Below are 18,425 nucleotides of genomic sequence, written 5' to 3' on the forward strand. Positions count from 1 at the left end.
CGTCCGTGTCATGTCGGAATGGAACGCTGATCGCTCACGGACTTCCGACGCAGGGTGCGATGGGATTCAGACTCGATGGTGCAAGCGCCGCCACAACGACAAATCCGGCTACGCAATCGAACGATGCGCAGCCGCCGGCTCGACCTTCCGCGCCGCCGCCCGCGCAACTGCCGGGCTTCCAACTGAAGGCCGGCGACAAGCTCAAGCCTGGCCAATCGATTCGATCGACCGATGGGCGTTTCGAACTGACGATGGGCAAGGACGGCAATCTCGTCGAAACCGATTTGACGACGAAGGTCGCCGTGTGGTCGAGCAAGACGGCGGGCTCGGGCGCCACGGTCGCCTACATGCAGCACGACGGCAATCTCGTGCTCTACAAAATCGACCCGGACACGCTATGCGTGGCAGGCAAGAACGACGTCTGGAGCACGAAGACGAATGGGCACGACGGCGCGGTTTTGACGCTGCAGACGAACGGCGATCTCTCGGTAGGCAATGCCTCCGGATCGACAAAAGGCGCGTTCTGGCAGTCGGGCGAAGCGCTCTATGAAATTCCGGGCGCTCCGCCGCCGCTGGCGACGCCCGCCAACCCGACGACGGACGATCCGCTCTCGCATGCCGCCGTTGGCCTCTTCGCACCGAACGCCGGAGAGCTCGGCATCAGCCGTTTCAACCTGAGCCCAGGCTCGAACGCCTACGATGTCCTGCGCGGTCAACACATCTTCGATCAACCCAACCTGAGCGACGATACGCAACTGCTGAACGCCAACCTCGCGGCGACGCCGTCGCTCGATCGGCAGCCGTTCGGTCAACGACCGGCCAATCCAGCGAACAACGTATACCACTTGCCGATCGGTCAGAGCGTCGAGGTGCTCGACTCGACCCGCCTTGGCTACCTCGAGCAGCAACGCACCCAGTTGAAAGCGGTCGAACAGGGCCCTGCGAAGGACCGAGCCGACGCGTCGAGCCAACTCACCGCGAGCGTCTATCAAGAACTGCTCTATGCATCGACGCAGCAGTCGGTGCCGAACGTCGGGCAACTGGCGTCGACCTTGCAGGCCCGTGCACCGAACGACGCCACCTACAAAGGCGCGATCGACGACGCCTCGGCCATGCTGCAAAAAACGCTGGCCTCCCAAGGCCGCACTGCCGACCAGCTCGGCAAGGTCGATGCGGCTGCGGCGGCCGGCGACATGAACGGCGTGCGTCAGCTCGTGCACGATCAGATCGTCGCGTTGGCCGGCAACGATCAAGGCTCGCAAGCGCTCGGCGACATTACCGCGCGCGGCAGTGTGTATTTGACCTATGCGGGTGGCGATCCGCGTTTCGCCGAAGCGGTGAAAAACGGCATACAGGATGCTCAACGCACGCTGCTCGTCGATCGTCCCGCGCAAGCGGTGGTCGCCGCTTATCAGCAGCACGGCGCAACCGCCGCGATGCAAGCGCTCGCCAGTGTGACCGATCCGAAGACGGCGACGATCGGGCAGGTCGGTTCGATCATGTCCGATTCGCGCGTGCAAAACGTCGTGCAGCAAGCGCTGCGCGATACGGCGTCATGGCAGGGCGACGATAAGAATCATCCTACGTCGGTGCTGATGGCGCTGTCCGCCGCCTGCCAACACGCCATCGAAAGCGATCAAGGAACCAACGGAACAGGCAAGGCGGCGGTCGATCGCATCGCGACGCTGATCGTGCAGCAAGTGGACGGTGTGCCGCCGCCCAGCGGCAATGACGTGTTTCAGAACGTGCGGCTCACGCAGCAGATATTCGCCGATGCGGGGCGTCAAGGCAATGTCGCGCTTGCGCTCGCTGTCGGCGCCAAGGCGCGCCTCTATCGCAACGACAGCTATGCGAGCGCCGCGCTCGACGGTGCGCGGCAGGGGCTCGATGGCTTCGCATCGACGATCAAGTCGCTGAAAGACAAGCTTTCGAGCGATGGCGCTTTCGCGAGCGAACCGCTCGCTAACTGGGGCGGCGCGGGTACGCCCGCTGAGCAAGCGGCGCTCATCGACAAGCTTTTCGCGGCCAACCCGAAAGCGGCCAAGAAGTTCGAAGACGATTCGGCGGGCATCCCGGACCTGCAGGAGGCGGCCGACGGCGTTCAAGCTGCTGTCACAGCCTACGGCGGTGAGCTCAAAGGCATGCAAGGATTCGATACGGATGTGCCGAAGTCCTTGCAGAGCAACCAATACATGTGGTCGGTATCGGATTCATCGAGCGTCGTTGCGGCGCTGCATAAGGCCAACGGATTCGGCATCGTCAATGCCGACGCGAAGCAAGAGCCGACCAATACCCTGTGGCTGCAGCGTTCGATGCGCAAGGTCTACGAACAAATCGGCAAGCATCTCATCGGCTCGCTTGCCGCCGATGGGCCGGACAGCGTGCTCACGCCGAAGGGAGCGAAGATGGCTCAGTCGGTTTGGAAGCGCGCGAACAAAACGCTCGGCGCCGAGCTGTATTTCCAGAACGCGGCCTATTCGCTTGGCAAAGCGTCGGAGGGCGGGCTATTCTCCGCGTTCCAAAACGGCGCGTCCGGCATTCGGCAAGAACTTGGCGGCGTGTCCTACGCGCTGTCGGCCGGCATTCCGGCAGGCAAGCTGCCGTCGCTGCGCCCCGACTCTGGCGAGACGCCGCTCGCCAAAAGCTACGCGAGTCTTGCAGAAAGCGTCGACAGTTTGAACATCCCGGCCAGTGCGCGCTCGACGTTGAAGATGTCGATGAAGTTCGTGATGCAAGACACGTCGGATCTCGCTTCGGCCATTCTCGGCATCACGGAAGCCGTCGACGATTTCAGCCACGGCAAGACCCTCCAGGGCGTGGGCGAGTTGCTCAATTCCGCCGGCTACGCCACGTTGCTGACGGGCTCGGGCATCGATGCAGCGGAACTGCCTGAAGGTGCGACCGTTCTTGGCCTGACCGGGGACGCCTGGGACCTCATCGGCGGCCCGACGGTGGCCGTGGCCGCGCTGCTCGTCACCACCGCCGACGCATACGAGAATTCGCATACGCACGACGGCGACGACAAAGTGGCGCTGATTTCCATCGGCGTGCGTCCCGACGTGGCGGAACAATTAGCCAAGCACGCCACGTCGTTCGACGGCGCGCCGCCGAGCGCCGGCCCGTTCCTCACGCAATACTTCAAATACGCGCACGCGACGCAAAAGCAGATGGTCGATTGGCTCAACTCTCTGACGCCGCACGACGCGGACGCCATCGCCTCCGCGCTAAAGGCGGGCGACGGCCTTTGGCAGAAGGAACCGATGTCGACGGCCGCCAAGCAATTCGACAATGCGTTGCTTCAGTATGGCGTCATGCCGCCCGTTAGCTGGTGAGCGCCGCGGTATTAAAGCACTCGCCCCAACGCATCGGCAAACCGAGCCACAGCGCCTTCGACGTCATGCAGCTTATCGAGGCCGAACAAGCCGATGCGAAAGGTCTTGAAATCCGCCGGCTCGTCGCATTGCAAGGGAACGCCGGCCGCGACCTGCAAGCCGACATCGGCGAATTTCTTGCCGGAACGGATGCCGTCGTCCGTGGTGTAGCTGACCACGACGCCCGGTGCTTGGAAACCTTCCGCCGCCACGCTCTTGAATCCTTTTTCGACCAAGAGCGAACGAATGCGCCGGCCGAGTTCCAACTGCTCGGCTCGCACTTTCTCGAACCCGTATGCCTCGGTTTCCTTGATCACGTCGCGCAGTGTCGTGAGGCTGTCCGTCGGCATCGTGGCGTGATAGGCGTGCCCGCCGTTTTCATAGGCTTCCATGATCTGCAGCCATTTGCGCAGATCGCAGGCGAAGCTGGTACTGGTCGTGGCGTCGATTCGCTCGCGAGCGAGCGGGCCGAGCATGACCAGCGCGCAGCAGGGCGATGCACTCCACCCCTTTTGCGGCGCGCTGATCAGAACGTCGACGCCGGTGGCTTGCATGTCGACCCAGACCGTTCCGGAGGCGATGCAGTCCAACACGAACATGCCGCCGACGGCATGCACGGCGTCGGCCACCGCGCCCAAATACGCATCGGGCAGCATCATTCCCGATGCAGTTTCGACATGCGGCGCAAACACCAAGTCCGGCTTATGTTGCTGGATCGCCGCGACGACTTCCTCGATCGGCGCCGGCGCATAGGCGGCTTGGCTGCCTGGTTCGATCGGGCGCGCCTTCAATACGACCGATTCGGAAGGGATGCTTCCCATCTCGAAGATCTGCGACCAGCGAAAACTGAACCAGCCGTTGCGAATGACCAGACACTTCTTGTTCGTCGCGAATTGTCTGGCCACGGCTTCCATGCCGAACGTTCCGCTGCCGGGGACGACGACGACCGACTGCGCGTTGTAGACGCGCTTAAGTGCACCGGAAATGTCGCGCATGACGCCCTGAAAACGCTGCGACATGTGGTTAATCGAGCGGTCGGTGTAAACCACTGAGTATTCGAGGAGTCCCTCGCGGTCGACATCGGGAAGTAGCCCTGGCACGCTCGCCTCCAAAAAAAATGGGTGAACAAGGCGGACAGTATCGCTTACTTCGGCGGCTGAGGTTGCGGTTGCAGAGGGTTGCCGGGGTTGGTATCCACGCGCGGACGTCGGATGTTTCGTTGCCATGCGCCAAATCACATCGGCTAAGGACTTTCCCTGAACGCGGATCAAATCTTCTTGACGCCGTAATTTAAGCCTCGTAGATTTGTGCCATCGATTGTCGGCGTTTCGCCGGCAATCCGCGGCAACGATGCCGCGCTACATGAAAGGCTATGCAGCCCCCGAACTTGCGTACCAACGCCGGTTCGGGGGCTTTTTGCTTTTGGAGAACGAAATTGGAAAACGTGCAGTGCGGCTCCGCCCCCCGGAGCCTGAATGGTCCTGTGGTGGCTTGCGTACAGATGGAGCCCCGTGTCGGCGAGAAGCGCGAAAACATCGCGAAGTCGCTTCACTACATCGAGCAAGCCGCGAAGAACGGCGCGTCCCTCGTCGTGCTGCCCGAGTTGACCAACTCGGGCTATGCCTTTACCGACCGCGAGGAGGCGTTCGCCCTAGCCGAAGAAACCCCGAGCGGCGAGACAGTACGCGCGTGGGCTGAAGCGGCACAACGGCTTGGCGTGCATATCGTCGCGGGCCTGGCGGAGCGCGAGGGTGCGCGGCTCTACAACTCGGCGGTCTTCATCGGGCCGTCGGGCTACCTCGGCACATACCGCAAGCTCCATCTGTGGAACAACGAGAACGTCTTCTTCGAGCCGGGCAATTACGGCGTGCCGGTGTTCGACACGTCATTCGGGCGGGTTGCGATTGCGATCTGCTACGACGGATGGTTTCCCGAGGTATTCCGGCTCGCTGCCGCGCAGGGCGCGGACATCGTGTGCGTCCCGACGAACTGGGTTCCGATGCCCGGGCAGTCGGCGGAGCGCGAGGCGATGGCCACCACGCTCACCATGGCGGCTGCCCATAGCAATGGCCTGATGATCGCGTGCGCAAACCGGATCGGCACGGAGCGAGGGCAATCGTTCATTGGGCAAAGCCTCATTGTAGGCAGTGACGGCTGGTCCCTCGCGGGCCCCGCGAGCGCGGATGGCGAAGCACTGCTGTACGCGGAAATCGATCTGCGGCGCACGCGGGCTGCGCGCACGCTCAACGCTTTCAATCACGTGCTGCGCGACCGGCGTATCGACGTGTACGACCCGATGTTGGGCACCGGCTGGCCTCGTTCACGTCCTTGAACGGTCCCGCAACGTCCCGCATGACCTGAAAATCAAACCGACTTTTCCGTGAAGGAGATCAACCTCATGAATCCGTGCAAACAACGCATGCTCGTAGGCGCCGTCGCGGCGGCGGCCGCTCTCGCAGCGAACACCTATGCCGCCGAACCCATCAAGATCGGGGTTGCGGTGGGCTTGTCCGGCGCCAATAGCGTCGTCGCGCCGGCCGTCGTGCAATCTTCGCAACTGGCGGTCGACGAGATCAACGCCGCCGGCGGCATACTGGGCCGCAAGGTCCAACTCGAGATCGCGGACGACGCGTCCGGCGCGGTCGGCGCACAGAAAGCGTACGACACGCTCGTGTTCCAGAAAAACGTCGACGCGATCGTTTCGATGGAGACTAGCGCCGCCCGCAATGCGGCGCTCCCGATCGTGGCGCGCGGCAAGAAGCCTTTTATTTACACGTCGTTCTACGAAGGAAAGTCATGCAGCCCTTGGATGTATGTCAACGGATGGGTGCCCGACCAACAGGTCGCCCCCGTCGTCGACTACTTCGAGAAAGCCAAGGGAGCAAAAACCTTCTACCTGGTCGGCAACGATTATGCCTTTGGGCGCGGCATGCTCGACTTCACCGCGAAATACATCACGCTGCATGGCGGAACGGTCGTCGGGGAGGAGTACTTGCCGATCGATGGGACGGATTGGACGCCCATTCTCTCGAAGATCCGCGCGGCGCATCCCGACGCGCTGATCAGCGCGACAGCCGGCGGCGCGCCCAACGTTGCGCTCGCCAAGCAGCTGAAGGGCGCGGGGATGACGCTTCCTTACGGCAATCTGGCCATCGACGAAGGCACGGCGAAAAGCATGGGCGACGTCGCCACGGGCATTTACATGTCCGGGTCGTATTTGACGAGCATCGACACGCCGGCGAACAAGCGATTTCTCTCGGCCATGGACAAACGGTTCGGGGGGCACATGAAGACGCCGAATGAATTATCCGAACCGCAATATGAAGGGATTTTCCTCTACAAGGCAGCAGTCGAAAAAGCGGGCTCCACCGATCCCGCGAAGGTCGTCAAGGCGCTCGGAGAAGTCTCGTTCGACGGACCGCGCGGCCTCGTAACGATGGACAAGAGCCGCCACACGCCTCTTGCCATGCGTCTTGGCCAGATCCAGGCGGACGGCGCGGTGAAGATCCTCCAGACCTTCCCCAACGTCGACCCGGGTGTGCAGTGCCCGAACATCAAGTAAAGGTTTGAATCGCGCCTACGCTTGTCGGCGAGGATGGCCCGCGGGCGGAGGCGACCGGAGAGGACAATGGTTTTAGCACTGGACGTTTTAACCACGGCGGCGATGCTGTTCATCGTCACCGCTGGGTTGATGGTGATCTTCGGCGTGATGAAGATCGTCAACTTCGCTCACGGCGCCTTATTGACGATGGGGGCATACGCTAGCTTCGTGGTCACGCAATTGAAGCTGAACCCGTGGGTCGGCGCGCCGCTCGCCTTAGTGGTGGGCGTCGGCGTGGGCATGCTCGTCGAACGTGTCATCGTGCGCCCCCTATACAAGCGCCCGCTCGATGCCATCCTCGCCACCTGGGGATTGGGAATCGTCATCGGGCAGGTCATCGTGATGGTGTTCGGACGGGAAGTGCAGTTCGTCGAAACACCGCTCAAAGGGGCGCTTTCGGTCGCGGGCACCGACTATTCCGCGTATCGCTTGTTGCTGATTCCCGTTGCGCTCGGCATTTGTGCGCTTCTCACGGCGCTGCTGTCCGGCACGCGCTTCGGTGTCAAGACGCGCGCGGTGATCATGAACGAAGACCTCGCGCGCGGGCTCGGCATCCATTCCGGCCGGATTCGCTTCATCACGTTCAGCCTCGGCGCGGCGCTCGGATCCCTGGCAGGCATGCTCATTACGCCTTTGTCCAGCGTCGATCCGAATATGGGGCTGACTTGGCTCATCAGCGCCTTCATGTTGGTCATGGTGTCCGGCTACTCGATGGTGAGCCTCTTGGCGACGTGTCTTGTCTTCGGTGCGTGCCAGGTTCTCGTCAGTACGTTCGTGAGCCCGGTACTGGGCGGTCTGACCATCGCCGTGCTCGCCGCGCTCACGTTGCGCGTTCGTCCGCAGGGGTTCTCTCATGGTTAAGGGAAACATGTCGCCGGCCCAGGTGGGCGTGCAGTCCTCGCTGCCCGAAAACCGGTTGCCGGATCGGCGCGGGACGCGGACACGCGCCATGCTTTCATTGAGCGGGCTGGCCGTGCTGCTGTTCGCTGCCGGTCCCTTCGTGTTCGGTACTTACTTGCTGAACGTCTTGATCCAGGGGTTCTTCTTCTCGATCGTCGCGGTGACTGTCGATATCCTGTGGGGCTATGCGGGTTATCTAACGTTCGGGCAATCGGCTTTCTTCGGTATCGGCGCCTATGCAGCGGGGCTCGTGTTCACGCACGGCGGCTTCTCTCCGGGGTTCGTCGTGCTGGCGCTGGGCGCCGCGATTCTGGTTGCGGCAGCCGTCGGGCTGTTGCTGGGCTGGCTCTCGTTCTATCGTGGCGCGTCTCCGTTCTTCGCCACGGTGATGTCGCTGGTGCTGCCGATCGTGCTGAGCCAATTGCTGCTCTCGGGCGGCGAATGGACGGGGTCGAGTTCGGGTTTGACCGGCTATGACACGTTCGATCTATCGCTTCAAGCCTGGTACTGGCTTGCCGGCGGCGGCCTGCTGGTCATCGCCGGGCTCGCATGGGTCTTCGTGCGCAGCGATGGCGGCCAGGTGCTGGTGGCCATTCGCGACAACGAATCGCGGTGTTCCTATCTCGGGATCAATACGTCGCTCGTCAAGATCGTTCTGCTCGTAGCCTCGGCCGCGGTCGCGGGTATCGCCGGGTTCGGCTACGGCGCCTTCAGCGGCGTGGTCGCCCCCGAACTGACGGGTTTCGTCCTTGGAACGCAACTGATCATCTGGGTAGCGCTAGGTGGCCGCGGCACGCTGTGGGGCCCCGTTATCGGCGCGCTCTTGATCAATGTCGCCACCGCGTATCTGAGCGGCAGCATGCCGTTCGCTTGGCAATTGATTCTCGGCGCCGCGTTCGTCGCGGTCATCGTTCTGCTGCCGCAAGGGTTGGCGCCTTTGCTGATGAAGCCGTTCCGTCGCCTGGCAGGTGACGGCGCCGAACCCGCGTTGGTCGAACGTGCGGTTCGCGCCGATTCGCCGGCTGCGCGCGACGGGGCCGCGTTGCGGATGAATGCGGTGGAGAAGCACTTCGGCAGCCTCAAGGTGCTGCAGGGCATCGATCTGCATGCCGACGCCGGCGAACTCGTGGGGCTCATCGGCCCGAACGGCGCGGGCAAGACCACGTTGATGCGCTGCATGAGCGACGGCGCCGAACGATCGGCGGGCACGGTCGTACTCTGCGGCCAAGATATTGCGCAATGGCCGCCCGAGCGTTGCGTTCGATTCGGCCTGGGGCGCAAATTCCAGAACGCCAATATCTTCGACACGCTCACGGTGGCGCAATGCCTGAGGATCGCGAGCACGCTCGTCGAGCGGCCCTCTTTGGTTCACCGCTCGGGTGCGCTTGCTTTGCCGCCGTATGCCTTGGAGGTCGTTCGCATGACAGGCCTCGACCGCAAGCTCGGTACGGTCGCGAAAGATCTTTCCCATGGGGAACAACAAGCGCTCGAGCTCTCGATGGTCCTTGCATTGGCGCCGCGCATCGTATTGCTCGACGAGCCCACGGCGGGACTGACGAAGACGGAGCGCACGCAGATCGGCAACGTCCTCGCCGCACTAGCGCACGAGTATCGGCTCTGTTGTTTGCTGGTGGAACACGACCTCGATTTCGTAGCCGAGATCGCCACGCGCATCGTGGTCCTCCATCAAGGTCGAATCGTGATGGAGGGCAGCTTCGACGAAGTGGTCAACTCGGAGCTCGTCAGGACGATCTATGCGGGAACCGCGCAGCCTTGCGCGGACAACGGCAACGCGACGCACGGGGAGGCATCATGAGCGAGATCGCGTTGGACTTGCGGGAAATCACCAGCGGCTACAAGGCCTCGGTCGTGCTGCGAAAGCTATCGATGACGGTGGGGCGCGGCGAGGCCGTGGCGCTGCTCGGCAAGAACGGCATGGGCAAGACCACATTGCTCAAGACGATCATGGGCTACTTGCCGAAGCAAACCGGCGCGATTCGCATGAACGGGCTGGACATCACCAAGCTGCCGCCGCACCGGATCGCGCGCGCCGGAATCGCCTATGCTCCGCAAGAGCATGCGTTGTTTCAAGATCTCACGATCCGCGACAACCTGCGCCTCGGGCTTGCGGACGCATCGGTGTTCGACGAGCGCTTCGCGGAAATCGAGCCGGTCTTCCCCGTATTCAAGAGCCGCCTGAAGCAGTACGCGGGCACGCTGTCTGGCGGCGAGCAGAAGATGCTGCTGGTCGCTCGCGCGCTGATGATGCGGCCATCGATCATCTTGCTCGATGAAATCACCGAGGGCCTGCAACCGTCCGTGATCGATCGTTTGGCGCAGGCCTTGTTGTGGGAGCGCACGCGTCACGGCACGACGCTCATGCTGATCGAGCAAAACGTTCCGTTCGCGCTCGCTGTGGCCGACCGCTATGCTGTGCTGAAGCAAGGCGAGATCATCGATCATGGAAACGCTAAGGATGAAGGCGCCGCGGCTGCTGTCCTCGGCTACCTACGCGTATAACGCGCTCCACAGTGGGAAGACTCATTGAACGCACATTCACTCTATCGTCCTGTCTCGGGTTTGGATTTACTCGAACGAATCGGCAACGATTCACGGCAGCGTGGCCTCGTCGTTGAAGACGCGCTTGCGCGGATCGGGCAGATCGATCCCGAAGTTCGGGCAATGACCGTTGTCGCGCAGCGCGAAGCCGCGGTCGCGGCGGCGATAGCCGCGACGGGCCCCCTAGCGGGGATGCCGGTCGCGGTGAAAGACATCTTCGACACCGCGGATCTCACGACCGGTTATGGCTCGCCGATCTACGAGGGGCATCGGCCGCGATCCGACGCCGCGGTCGTCACGCTGTTGCGCCGCAGTGGCGGGATCGTCGTCGGCAAGACCACCACCAGCGAATTCGCCTACATGGCGCCGACGGTCACGCGCAATCCATGCGACTTGAACCGAACCCCCGGCGGCTCTTCGTCGGGCTCCGCCGCGGCGGTGGCCGCCGGCCTCGTGCCGTTCGCCATCGGCACGCAAACTGGCGGGTCCACGATACGCCCGGCATCGTTTTGCGGCATTGCCGGCTACAAACCGACGTTCGGTATGTTGTCCACCGTCGGCATGAAATGTTTCTCGTGGTCCTTGGATACAGTGGGCCTGTTTGCCGCTGGGGTTCCGGACGTGGCTTACCTTGCCCAGAGTCTTTCGGGCCGACAACTGGCCGTCGACGGCTCGACGACCCGCCCGGTGTTCGCAATCCCGGAGCACTATCCGTGGACCGAACCGTCGGCGAACGCGAGTACCGTGCTCGAGGCCGCTGCGCGGGCGATCGAGCGCGCCGGCGGCCGCGTGCGTCCCATTCGCTTTCCCGCGTGGATGACGGATCTGATCGGCGCTCATCACACGATCCAGAGCTACGAGGCCTGGCAGGCGCTGGGATACGAGTACGATCGCCATCGGGCCATGCTTTCGCCCATGCTTGCCGATTTTCTCGAACGTGCGGGCGAGATCGATACGGCCGCTTACGTCAGGGCATGCGTGCTGGCGAAAGAGGCGAAAGAGGGACTGTCGTCGCTATTTCACGGCATGACCGGGCTCTTGACGCCGAGCGCACCGGACGAAGCGCCTGACGGGCTGAGTTCGACCGGCGATCCGGCATTCAATCGCAACTGGACGCTGCTGGGATGCCCGTGCGTGAACGTTCCGGGGCTATGGGGCGCAAGAGGCGGTCCCATGGGGGTGCAGGTGATCGGCCGTCCTTGGGACGATGCGCGATGTCTCGATGCGGCAGCCTTTGTCGAACGCGCGATCGCCGAATGCACGGCATGACCGGGTACAGGCGCTCGGTCTTCAAATTGTACGGAGCAATGCCATGTCCAACGAAAGCGCGCAAGACGAACCGGCAGCGTCGGCCTCGGAACCGGCGGCCCCGAGCGGAAGGCAAGCGGACGTGACGCGCGACGGTCAGCACAACGATGGCTGGCGCATTGGCGTGTTGTATTCGCGCACGGGGGTGACCTCCGCGACCGAATCGGAGCATTTCTTCGGCACGGTGCTGGCGATCGAGGAAATCAATGCGGCCGGCGGCGTCGACGGGAGATTGCTCGACCCGGTCGTCTACGATCCCAAGTGCGATGCCGACGAATACCGGCGGCTCGCCACGCGGATGCTGCAGGAAGACGATGTAACGGTCATTTTCGGATGCTCCACGTCTTCGAGCCGAAAGGCGGTGCTGCCCGTGATCGAGCGCAACAACGCGCTGCTGTGGTACTGCTCGATTTACGAAGGATTCGAATATTCGCCGAACGTCATTTACACGGGGGCGGTACCGAATCAGAACAGCATGCAGTTGGCCGCTTACCTGCTCCACAACCGGGGCAAGCGCTTCTTCCTCATCGGCGCCGACTACATCTATCCGCGCGAATCCAATCGAATCATGCGTGACATGGTCGAAGAGCACGGCGGCGAAATCGTGGAGGAACTGTACTTTCCCAGCGACGCGGATCCTTCCGCCCTGGAGGAGGCGGTGCGGGAGATCGAGCGCATGGAGCCCGACGTTGTGTTCTCGACGTTGATCGGCCGTGGAGCGCGCGCCTTCTACCGGCTTTACCGCGAACACGGGATCGATCCCGCCCGCATCCCGATCGCCAGCCTGACGATGACTGAAGGCGAAACGCAAATGATCGGCGCGCCGCTGTGCGGCGGGCATATCGTGTCCGCCACCTACGTCAATACACTGAACAATGAGAGCAACGCACGCTTCCTGAAATCGTGGCGGACCCGCTTCGGGGATCAGCCGGCCAGTATGTGGTCGGAAATGGCGTACAACCAGGTGCACCTCTTTGCGCTCGCCCTGGCGCGCACCGGCAGCCTCGATACGAGCAAACTCGTGGAGGCCGCCCGTGAAGTCGAATTCGATTCTCCCGAGGGACCGCTTAGAATCGATCCGGAGAACAACCATGCCGTTTTGACGCCGCGCATTGCGGTCTGTCGCGCGGATGGCCGGTTCGACGTGGTGTGGGAAGGCGCGAGCCCGGTCAAGCCGGATCCTTATTTGACTGCCTACGGCTTCACGGAATTCTGGATCGACGGGGAACCCTCATGAATACCGGGTTGCGTCGTATTTTCGACGACTTGCGCACGCTGCGCGTCGTTGTCATCCATCCGCCCGGTGAGGATCGCGGCGTGCTGGAGGAGCAGTTGCGCCGGATCGGCTGTCCGGTCCGGACCGTTTGGCCCTTTCCAGCGCAATTGCCGCAAGATGCGGATGTGATTTTCTTCCTCGTCGGGCCGGAGCTTCGCACGGCGGGGCATTGGTGCGCCGTCGATACGCAGGCGACGCTGATCGCGCTGTCCGACTATGAAAATCCGACGGCCTTGAAAATGCTCGTCGATACGCAGGCGCATGGCGTGATCACGAAGCCCTACCGGTCCACCGGCATTTTGAGCACGCTGGTGCTGGCGCGCGCCAGTTCGAGCTATCAGCAGCGGCTTCATCACAAAATAGGCAAGCTCGAGGACGCGATCAAAGCCCGGCGGCATATCGAGAAAAGCATCCGCATTCTGATGGATGCTCACCGGCTCAGCGAAAACGAAGCATATGAGCATATGCGTTCGCGTGCGACCAACCTCCGGGTCACCGTGGGGGAGATCGCGACAATGGTCATCGACGCCCATGAGGCGATGGAAAAACTCGGGCTGGGAAAAGCATCGAAGTCCTGACGCGGGCGCGGGCGTAGCCGCAGAGTCCGATCGAACGGTCGATGGCATTCATGAGCGAGGCGTGTCAGATTTCACTTGACGGTGTGCGTATGCACAGATACAGTACGTTTCATGAAACACGCTCTCTTTCACGACGAGTGCAACTGTTTCGCGCTGCGCCAGGCCGCGCGGCACGTTACACAGATCTACGAACACCACCTCGCGCAGGTGGGGGTGACCGCCGCGCAGTTCACGATTCTGGCGAAGCTCGCACGCAAGCCGGATCTGCCGATGGCGGAACTCGCCGATTCCATGGTCATGGACCGCACCACGCTGGTCCGTGCCTTGAAACCGCTGCAGCGCGATCAATTGGTCGCCGTCGAGCCTGCGCCGCACGACGGGCGCACGCATCTGTTCCGTCTTACGCCGAAGGGCGAGGCGACATTCGGCCAGGCTGTGATAGCTTGGCGCGCCGCGCAGGACGAGTTCGAGAAAAAATTCGGCCGCGCACGTGCGAAGGCGCTGCGCTCCGAGCTTTTCGCCATCACCCGGTAGAGGAACAGGCGGACTTGATTTGACGGTCGTTGCCTCGCTTTGTTGTGTGCGGGTGCACATTTTTTTAACTTTGCAAGTGCATATGCACATATCAATGCCATGTCGACTACCCCTTCGGCCATCGCGCCTCCGACCACGGCGAACGCGGACAAATCGACGCGGCGCGTTCCATGGATGCTGATCGCCATCCTCACGGTTTTGGTGGCGCTTGCGCTGGCCGCGACGTACTGGTTCTTCGTCGGCCGATTTGTCGAGACGACCGACGATGCTTATGTCGGCGGCGACGTGACGGTGATGGCGCCCAGGGTCGGCGGCTTCGTGACCGAAGTTCTGGTGCGCGACAACGAATACGTGCATGCGAATCAGGTTCTGGTGCGGCTCGACGCCCGCGACTATGACGCACGGCTTGCCCAGGCGAATGCTGAGGTCGAAAGTGCTCGCGCCGCCGTCACCGAACTGGAAGCTAAAAAGTCGCTGCAATTGGCGGCGATCACCGAACAGGCGGCGCAAGTCCGGGCCTCGAACGCCGAGCTGACGCGCAGCGCCGCGGACCAAGCGCGCTATCGGGCGCTTGTGAAGGATGACGCCGTATCGAATCAGGTCGTCGAGCGCGCCGATGCCGACATGCGCAAGGCGCGCGCGGCCGTCGATCAAAACGGCGCGGCCCTGCTCGCTGCGCAACGGCAAATCGCGGTACTCGATGCGCAGCTCGGCGATGCGAAAGCCCGTATCGCCACCGCGCAAGCCGCGCAGCGCATCGCGGCATTGAACGTCGAATACACGACGATCCGTTCGCCGATCGACGGGTACGTGGGCAATCGCACCGCACACGTGGGACTGCTGGCGAGCGCCGGGGTCTCGCTGTTGACCGTGGTGCCGGCGAGTGGACTGTGGGTCGATGCCAATTTCAAGGAGGACCAGTTGAAGCGGATGCGCGCGGGCGATACGGTCGATGTCGAACTCGACGCATCGAGCAACACGTTGCACGGCGTAGTGGAGAGTCTTGCGCCGGCGACCGGCGCAACCTTCAGCGTGCTGCCCGCGGAGAACGCGACCGGCAACTTCACGAAGATCGTGCAGCGCGTACCCGTTCGCGTGCGACTCGATGTGCCGAAGGACATGCGACGCGTACTGCGCCCGGGTTTATCCGCGATAGTGAAAGTGCACCTTGCCTCGGCGAGCGCGGGCGCACGGGGGTAAGCTGATCATGACGCGCGCTTCCGCACTCCTTCCCGACAATCCCGCCGACCAGCCGACGCGTACGAAAGCCTTCGCGTTCGCGCTGATGTGCGTCGGCTTTTTCATGGCGACGCTCGACATTCAGATCGTCGCGTCTTCGCTGCGCGACATCGGCGGCGGGCTTTCCGCGAGCCAAGATGAACTGTCCTGGGTGCAGACTTCGTATCTGATCGCGGAGATCATCGTCATTCCGATGTCCGGTTGGCTCACGCGTGTGTTTTCGACGCGTTGGCTCTTCACGTTTTCCGCATTCGGCTTCACGGTTTCGAGCATGTTGTGCGGACTCGCGTGGGACATCAACTCGATGATTCTGTTCCGCGGCGTGCAAGGCGCACTTGGCGCCGCGATGATTCCGACCGTGTTCACCACCGCATTCGTGCTGTTTCCAGGTAAGCAGCGTTTGATCGCTTCGACCACGATCGGCGCGCTCGCATCGCTAGCCCCGACGATCGGCCCGGTCATCGGCGGCTGGATCACCTCGCAATGGTCGTGGCACTGGCTGTTCTATCTGAACCTCGTGCCGGGCGTGTTCGTCACGGCGATGGTGCCGAAGTACGTCCACGTCGACAAGGCCGACGTATCGTTGCTAAAGAACGGCGACTATCTCGGCATTGCGCTGATGTCGGGTTGTCTCGGCTGCCTGGAATACGTGCTCGAAGAAGGGCCGCGCAAAAATTGGCTCGGCGACGACGTGATCGTACTGTGCGCGTGGGTCGCGGCGATTTGCGGTTTCCTGTTCATCGTGCATGCGTTCACGGCGAAACAGCCGATCGTCGATTTGCGCGCGTTGGCAGTGCGCAATTTCGGCATCGGCAGTCTGCTGTCCTTCATTACCGGCATCGGGATTTTTTGCGCGGTATATCTGACGCCCGTGTTTCTCGCCCGGGTGCGCGGCTTCGATTCGCTGCAGATCGGGCTTGCGCTGCTGTCGGTAGGCTGCTTTCAGCTGATCGCGCTCGTGGCGTATTCGACGCTCGCACGCTTCGTCGATATGCGCCTTTTGATGGTCTTCGGGCTGGTGCTGTTCGGCGTTGGCTGCTATCTGTATGTCCCCCTGACGAGTCAATGGTGCTGGCAGCAACTGCTGATTCCGCAGGCCTTGCGAGGCATCGGTCAGCAGTTCTGCATTCCGCCCATCGTCACGATGGCGCTGGGCTCGTTGCCGCCGTCGCGGCTGCGTTCCGCGAGCGGGCTCTTCAATCTCATGCGCAATCTCGGAGGCGCGATCGGCATCGCGGTCAGCAGCACGATGTTGAACGATAGGCTGAACTTTCACTACGAACGGCTCGATGAACATTTAAGCGCGGGTCGTCCCGCCGTCGAATCGATCTTGCAGATGCAGACCGCGCGTTTATCGGCCGCGGGCGGCGACGTGCTGAACGCGGCGAACGCCGGGCTCGCACAGTTGCACGCGCTGCTCATGCGCGAAGCGCTCGTGCTCACGTTCTCCGATGCGTTTCTCGCCGTGTCGCTGTGTTTCGTGGTTGGCCTCTTGAGCGTGCTGTTCTCGCGTCCGTTCGGTAATACGGCGCCGCCTGCCGACGCCCACTAGGAGCCCACTATGAAACGGATGATGATAAAAATCGTGGTGAGCGCCGTTTGGCTGACGCTATCGGCTTGCGCCGTGCAGCCGGCGTCGCACGCGGATCTGAAGCAGACGGTGAGTCGGATCTCACCGCCTGCGTGGAGCGTCGCAGCACAGCAGGATAGTGTCAGCGCGCAGGCATGGTGGGCGCAATTCGGCGATCCGGTGATGCACCGGCTGGTCGAAACCGTGCTGACCGGCAATCTCGACGTGCAAGCCGCGGTGGAGCGCGTGAAGCAGGCGCAGGACTTGGCCACGCAAAACCGAGCGGCGCTCCTGCCGGAACTGAACGCCAACGCCGGTGCGTCGGACGCGCGGCAGAACACGCCGCCGCCGCTAGGCTATGTGCGGCGCGCGGGGTTCGGGGTGTCCGCTAGCTGGTCGCCCGACGTATTCGGAGGCGAGCGTCTCGCGGTGCTGGCCGCGCAGGCCCGGGTATCGGGACGCGAGGCAGCGTTGAACGAGTTGCGGCTTGCGCTCGCCGCCAATACGGCGGCCGCCTATATCGACCTGCGCTGGGCCCAGGCGCAATTGCGGATTCTCGACGAGAACGAACAGATTCGCAGCCGCGCGTTGAAGCTCACGCAGGAGCGCCTGCATTACGGGTTGTCGACGCAGGTCGACGTTGTGCGCGCACAAAATCAGCTCGAAGAACTTCGTGCGCAGATTCCAGGCATGCAATCGACCGTCCAGCATCAATTGAGTTTGATCGCGGTGTATTCGGGGCGCACACCCGAGAGCGTCGATAGGGCGCTTTTGACCGAGGCCCACGATATCCCGGTTCCCGCGCAAGACGTGCCGGCCGTGTTGCCTTCCGATGCGCTGCTGCGGCGCCCGGACGTGCGCACCGCTTATGCAACGGTGGAGCAGCGCGCCGACGAAGTGGGCGTGTCGAAAGCGCAGCGTTATCCGCAATTCAAGCTCGACCTGGCCGACGGCCTGCTCGCTTCTTCGTACCTCGGGTTGCCTACGCTGACCGATAACCTCTTTAGCGCCGCATTGAATGCGGCGAGCCCGATCTTCAATGCTGGACGCATCGCGGCCAATATCGATGCGAGCGAGAGCCGGATGCGCGAGTCGCAGCTCGCCTTGCGGCAGACCATGCTGCTGGCGCTCAAGGACATCGAGGACAACCGCAGCGATCTCGTCAGCGGCGCGACGCAGGTGGAGCGGCTCGGCGCAGCGCTCGATGCGTCGAATCATGCGCTGCGCTTGTCGAATGAGCTCTATAAGGGCGGGGCGACGGATTTTCTCGATGTGCTCGCCGCACAGGAGGTGTACTTGCGCGACGCTCAGTCGTTGAACCAGGCTAAACGCCAGCATGCGCTGGCCGCCGTTGCGCTGTATCGCTCGCTTGGCGGAGGGTGGGACGCATCGGGTACGTTCGCGGCGGCATCGCTCGATTGAAGCCCGAGGCGCGTCCCACGCCTCGCTGCAAAATCGTCCAATACTTTTCATGAGCACGGCTCTAGCA

Annotated in this window: 14 protein-coding genes; 13 read left to right on the plus strand and 1 reads right to left on the minus strand. The window is 62.7% G+C overall.

Annotated elements, in window-relative coordinates:
- The first annotated feature begins 59 nt into the window (after positions 1-59).
- Entirely contained in the window at positions 60-3,332 is a 3,273-nt protein-coding gene (locus tag ACTHNR_RS25780; protein WP_440551499.1) for a hypothetical protein, read from the plus strand.
- An 11-nt stretch (positions 3,333-3,343) separates the two neighbouring features.
- On the opposite strand, the gene ACTHNR_RS25785 is transcribed toward ACTHNR_RS25780, so the two are convergent.
- On the minus strand, positions 3,344-4,471 hold the full coding sequence (locus tag ACTHNR_RS25785; protein WP_440551501.1) for an aminotransferase class V-fold PLP-dependent enzyme: 1,128 nt from the start codon (positions 4,469-4,471) through the stop codon (positions 3,344-3,346).
- A gap of 272 nt (positions 4,472-4,743) precedes the next feature.
- Here ACTHNR_RS25785 and ACTHNR_RS25790 point away from each other — a divergent pair, with 272 nt between their 5' ends.
- The 12 genes from ACTHNR_RS25790 to ACTHNR_RS25845 all read left to right on the plus strand — a co-directional run bounded on the left by ACTHNR_RS25790 (position 4,744) and on the right by ACTHNR_RS25845 (position 18,358).
- On the plus strand, positions 4,744-5,703 hold the full coding sequence (locus tag ACTHNR_RS25790) for a nitrilase family protein (RefSeq protein WP_440551502.1): 960 nt from the start codon (positions 4,744-4,746) through the stop codon (positions 5,701-5,703).
- A gap of 66 nt (positions 5,704-5,769) precedes the next feature.
- A complete protein-coding gene (locus ACTHNR_RS25795; protein ID WP_440551504.1) occupies positions 5,770-6,933 on the plus strand; it encodes a substrate-binding protein in 1,164 nt (387 codons plus the stop codon).
- Between the two features lie 66 nt (positions 6,934-6,999).
- Positions 7,000-7,833, plus strand: a complete 834-nt coding sequence (locus ACTHNR_RS25800; RefSeq protein WP_440551505.1) for a branched-chain amino acid ABC transporter permease — start codon at positions 7,000-7,002, stop codon at positions 7,831-7,833.
- An 88-nt stretch (positions 7,834-7,921) separates the two neighbouring features.
- Positions 7,922-9,688 (plus strand): ABC transporter permease subunit, encoded by a 1,767-nt coding sequence (locus ACTHNR_RS25805; RefSeq protein WP_440551560.1) that lies wholly within the window; start codon positions 7,922-7,924, stop codon positions 9,686-9,688.
- Complete coding sequence (locus tag ACTHNR_RS25810; protein WP_440551507.1) at positions 9,685-10,392, plus strand: branched-chain amino acid ABC transporter ATP-binding protein; 708 nt, start codon at positions 9,685-9,687, stop codon at positions 10,390-10,392. Before ACTHNR_RS25805 ends, ACTHNR_RS25810 begins: the two co-directional genes overlap by 4 nt.
- A gap of 24 nt (positions 10,393-10,416) precedes the next feature.
- Positions 10,417-11,700 carry an amidase gene (locus ACTHNR_RS25815; RefSeq protein WP_440551509.1) on the plus strand — a complete coding sequence of 428 codons (1,284 nt, stop codon included), beginning with the start codon at positions 10,417-10,419 and terminating at the stop codon, positions 11,698-11,700.
- Positions 11,701-11,743: 43 nt separating this feature from the next.
- Complete coding sequence (locus tag ACTHNR_RS25820; protein WP_440551510.1) at positions 11,744-12,976, plus strand: transporter substrate-binding domain-containing protein; 1,233 nt, start codon at positions 11,744-11,746, stop codon at positions 12,974-12,976.
- Complete coding sequence (locus ACTHNR_RS25825) at positions 12,973-13,593, plus strand: ANTAR domain-containing response regulator (protein ID WP_440551512.1); 621 nt, start codon at positions 12,973-12,975, stop codon at positions 13,591-13,593. Before ACTHNR_RS25820 ends, ACTHNR_RS25825 begins: the two co-directional genes overlap by 4 nt.
- A 111-nt stretch (positions 13,594-13,704) precedes the next feature.
- Positions 13,705-14,127 (plus strand): MarR family winged helix-turn-helix transcriptional regulator, encoded by a 423-nt coding sequence (locus ACTHNR_RS25830; protein ID WP_440551514.1) that lies wholly within the window; start codon positions 13,705-13,707, stop codon positions 14,125-14,127.
- 99 nt (positions 14,128-14,226) lie between these two features.
- The gene (locus ACTHNR_RS25835) at positions 14,227-15,327 is read left to right on the plus strand and encodes an HlyD family secretion protein (protein WP_440551516.1); all 1,101 of its coding nucleotides are present in this window, start codon (positions 14,227-14,229) and stop codon (positions 15,325-15,327) included.
- Between the two features lie 7 nt (positions 15,328-15,334).
- Positions 15,335-16,918: a DHA2 family efflux MFS transporter permease subunit gene (locus ACTHNR_RS25840; RefSeq protein ID WP_440551519.1), complete on the plus strand. Its 1,584-nt coding sequence runs from the start codon at positions 15,335-15,337 to the stop codon at positions 16,916-16,918.
- Between the two features lie 9 nt (positions 16,919-16,927).
- Positions 16,928-18,358, plus strand: a complete 1,431-nt coding sequence (locus ACTHNR_RS25845; RefSeq protein WP_440551522.1) for an efflux transporter outer membrane subunit — start codon at positions 16,928-16,930, stop codon at positions 18,356-18,358.
- The last annotated feature ends 67 nt before the right edge of the window (positions 18,359-18,425 follow it).

It is taken from the genome of Trinickia sp. (assembly GCF_051954495.1).
Lineage (GTDB): Bacteria > Pseudomonadota > Gammaproteobacteria > Burkholderiales > Burkholderiaceae > Trinickia.

Coding starts and splice junctions, on each gene's coding strand:
- ACTHNR_RS25780 (WP_440551499.1), top strand. CDS start 60: ATGGGATTCAGACTCGATGGTGCAAGCGCCGCCACAACGACAAATCCG.
- ACTHNR_RS25790 (WP_440551502.1), top strand. CDS start 4,744: ATGCAGCCCCCGAACTTGCGTACCAACGCCGGTTCGGGGGCTTTTTGC.
- ACTHNR_RS25795 (WP_440551504.1), top strand. CDS start 5,770: ATGAATCCGTGCAAACAACGCATGCTCGTAGGCGCCGTCGCGGCGGCG.
- ACTHNR_RS25800 (WP_440551505.1), top strand. CDS start 7,000: ATGGTTTTAGCACTGGACGTTTTAACCACGGCGGCGATGCTGTTCATC.
- ACTHNR_RS25805 (WP_440551560.1), top strand. CDS start 7,922: ATGCTTTCATTGAGCGGGCTGGCCGTGCTGCTGTTCGCTGCCGGTCCC.
- ACTHNR_RS25810 (WP_440551507.1), top strand. CDS start 9,685: ATGAGCGAGATCGCGTTGGACTTGCGGGAAATCACCAGCGGCTACAAG.
- ACTHNR_RS25820 (WP_440551510.1), top strand. CDS start 11,744: ATGTCCAACGAAAGCGCGCAAGACGAACCGGCAGCGTCGGCCTCGGAA.
- ACTHNR_RS25825 (WP_440551512.1), top strand. CDS start 12,973: ATGAATACCGGGTTGCGTCGTATTTTCGACGACTTGCGCACGCTGCGC.
- ACTHNR_RS25830 (WP_440551514.1), top strand. CDS start 13,705: ATGAAACACGCTCTCTTTCACGACGAGTGCAACTGTTTCGCGCTGCGC.
- ACTHNR_RS25835 (WP_440551516.1), top strand. CDS start 14,227: ATGTCGACTACCCCTTCGGCCATCGCGCCTCCGACCACGGCGAACGCG.
- ACTHNR_RS25840 (WP_440551519.1), top strand. CDS start 15,335: ATGACGCGCGCTTCCGCACTCCTTCCCGACAATCCCGCCGACCAGCCG.
- ACTHNR_RS25845 (WP_440551522.1), top strand. CDS start 16,928: ATGAAACGGATGATGATAAAAATCGTGGTGAGCGCCGTTTGGCTGACG.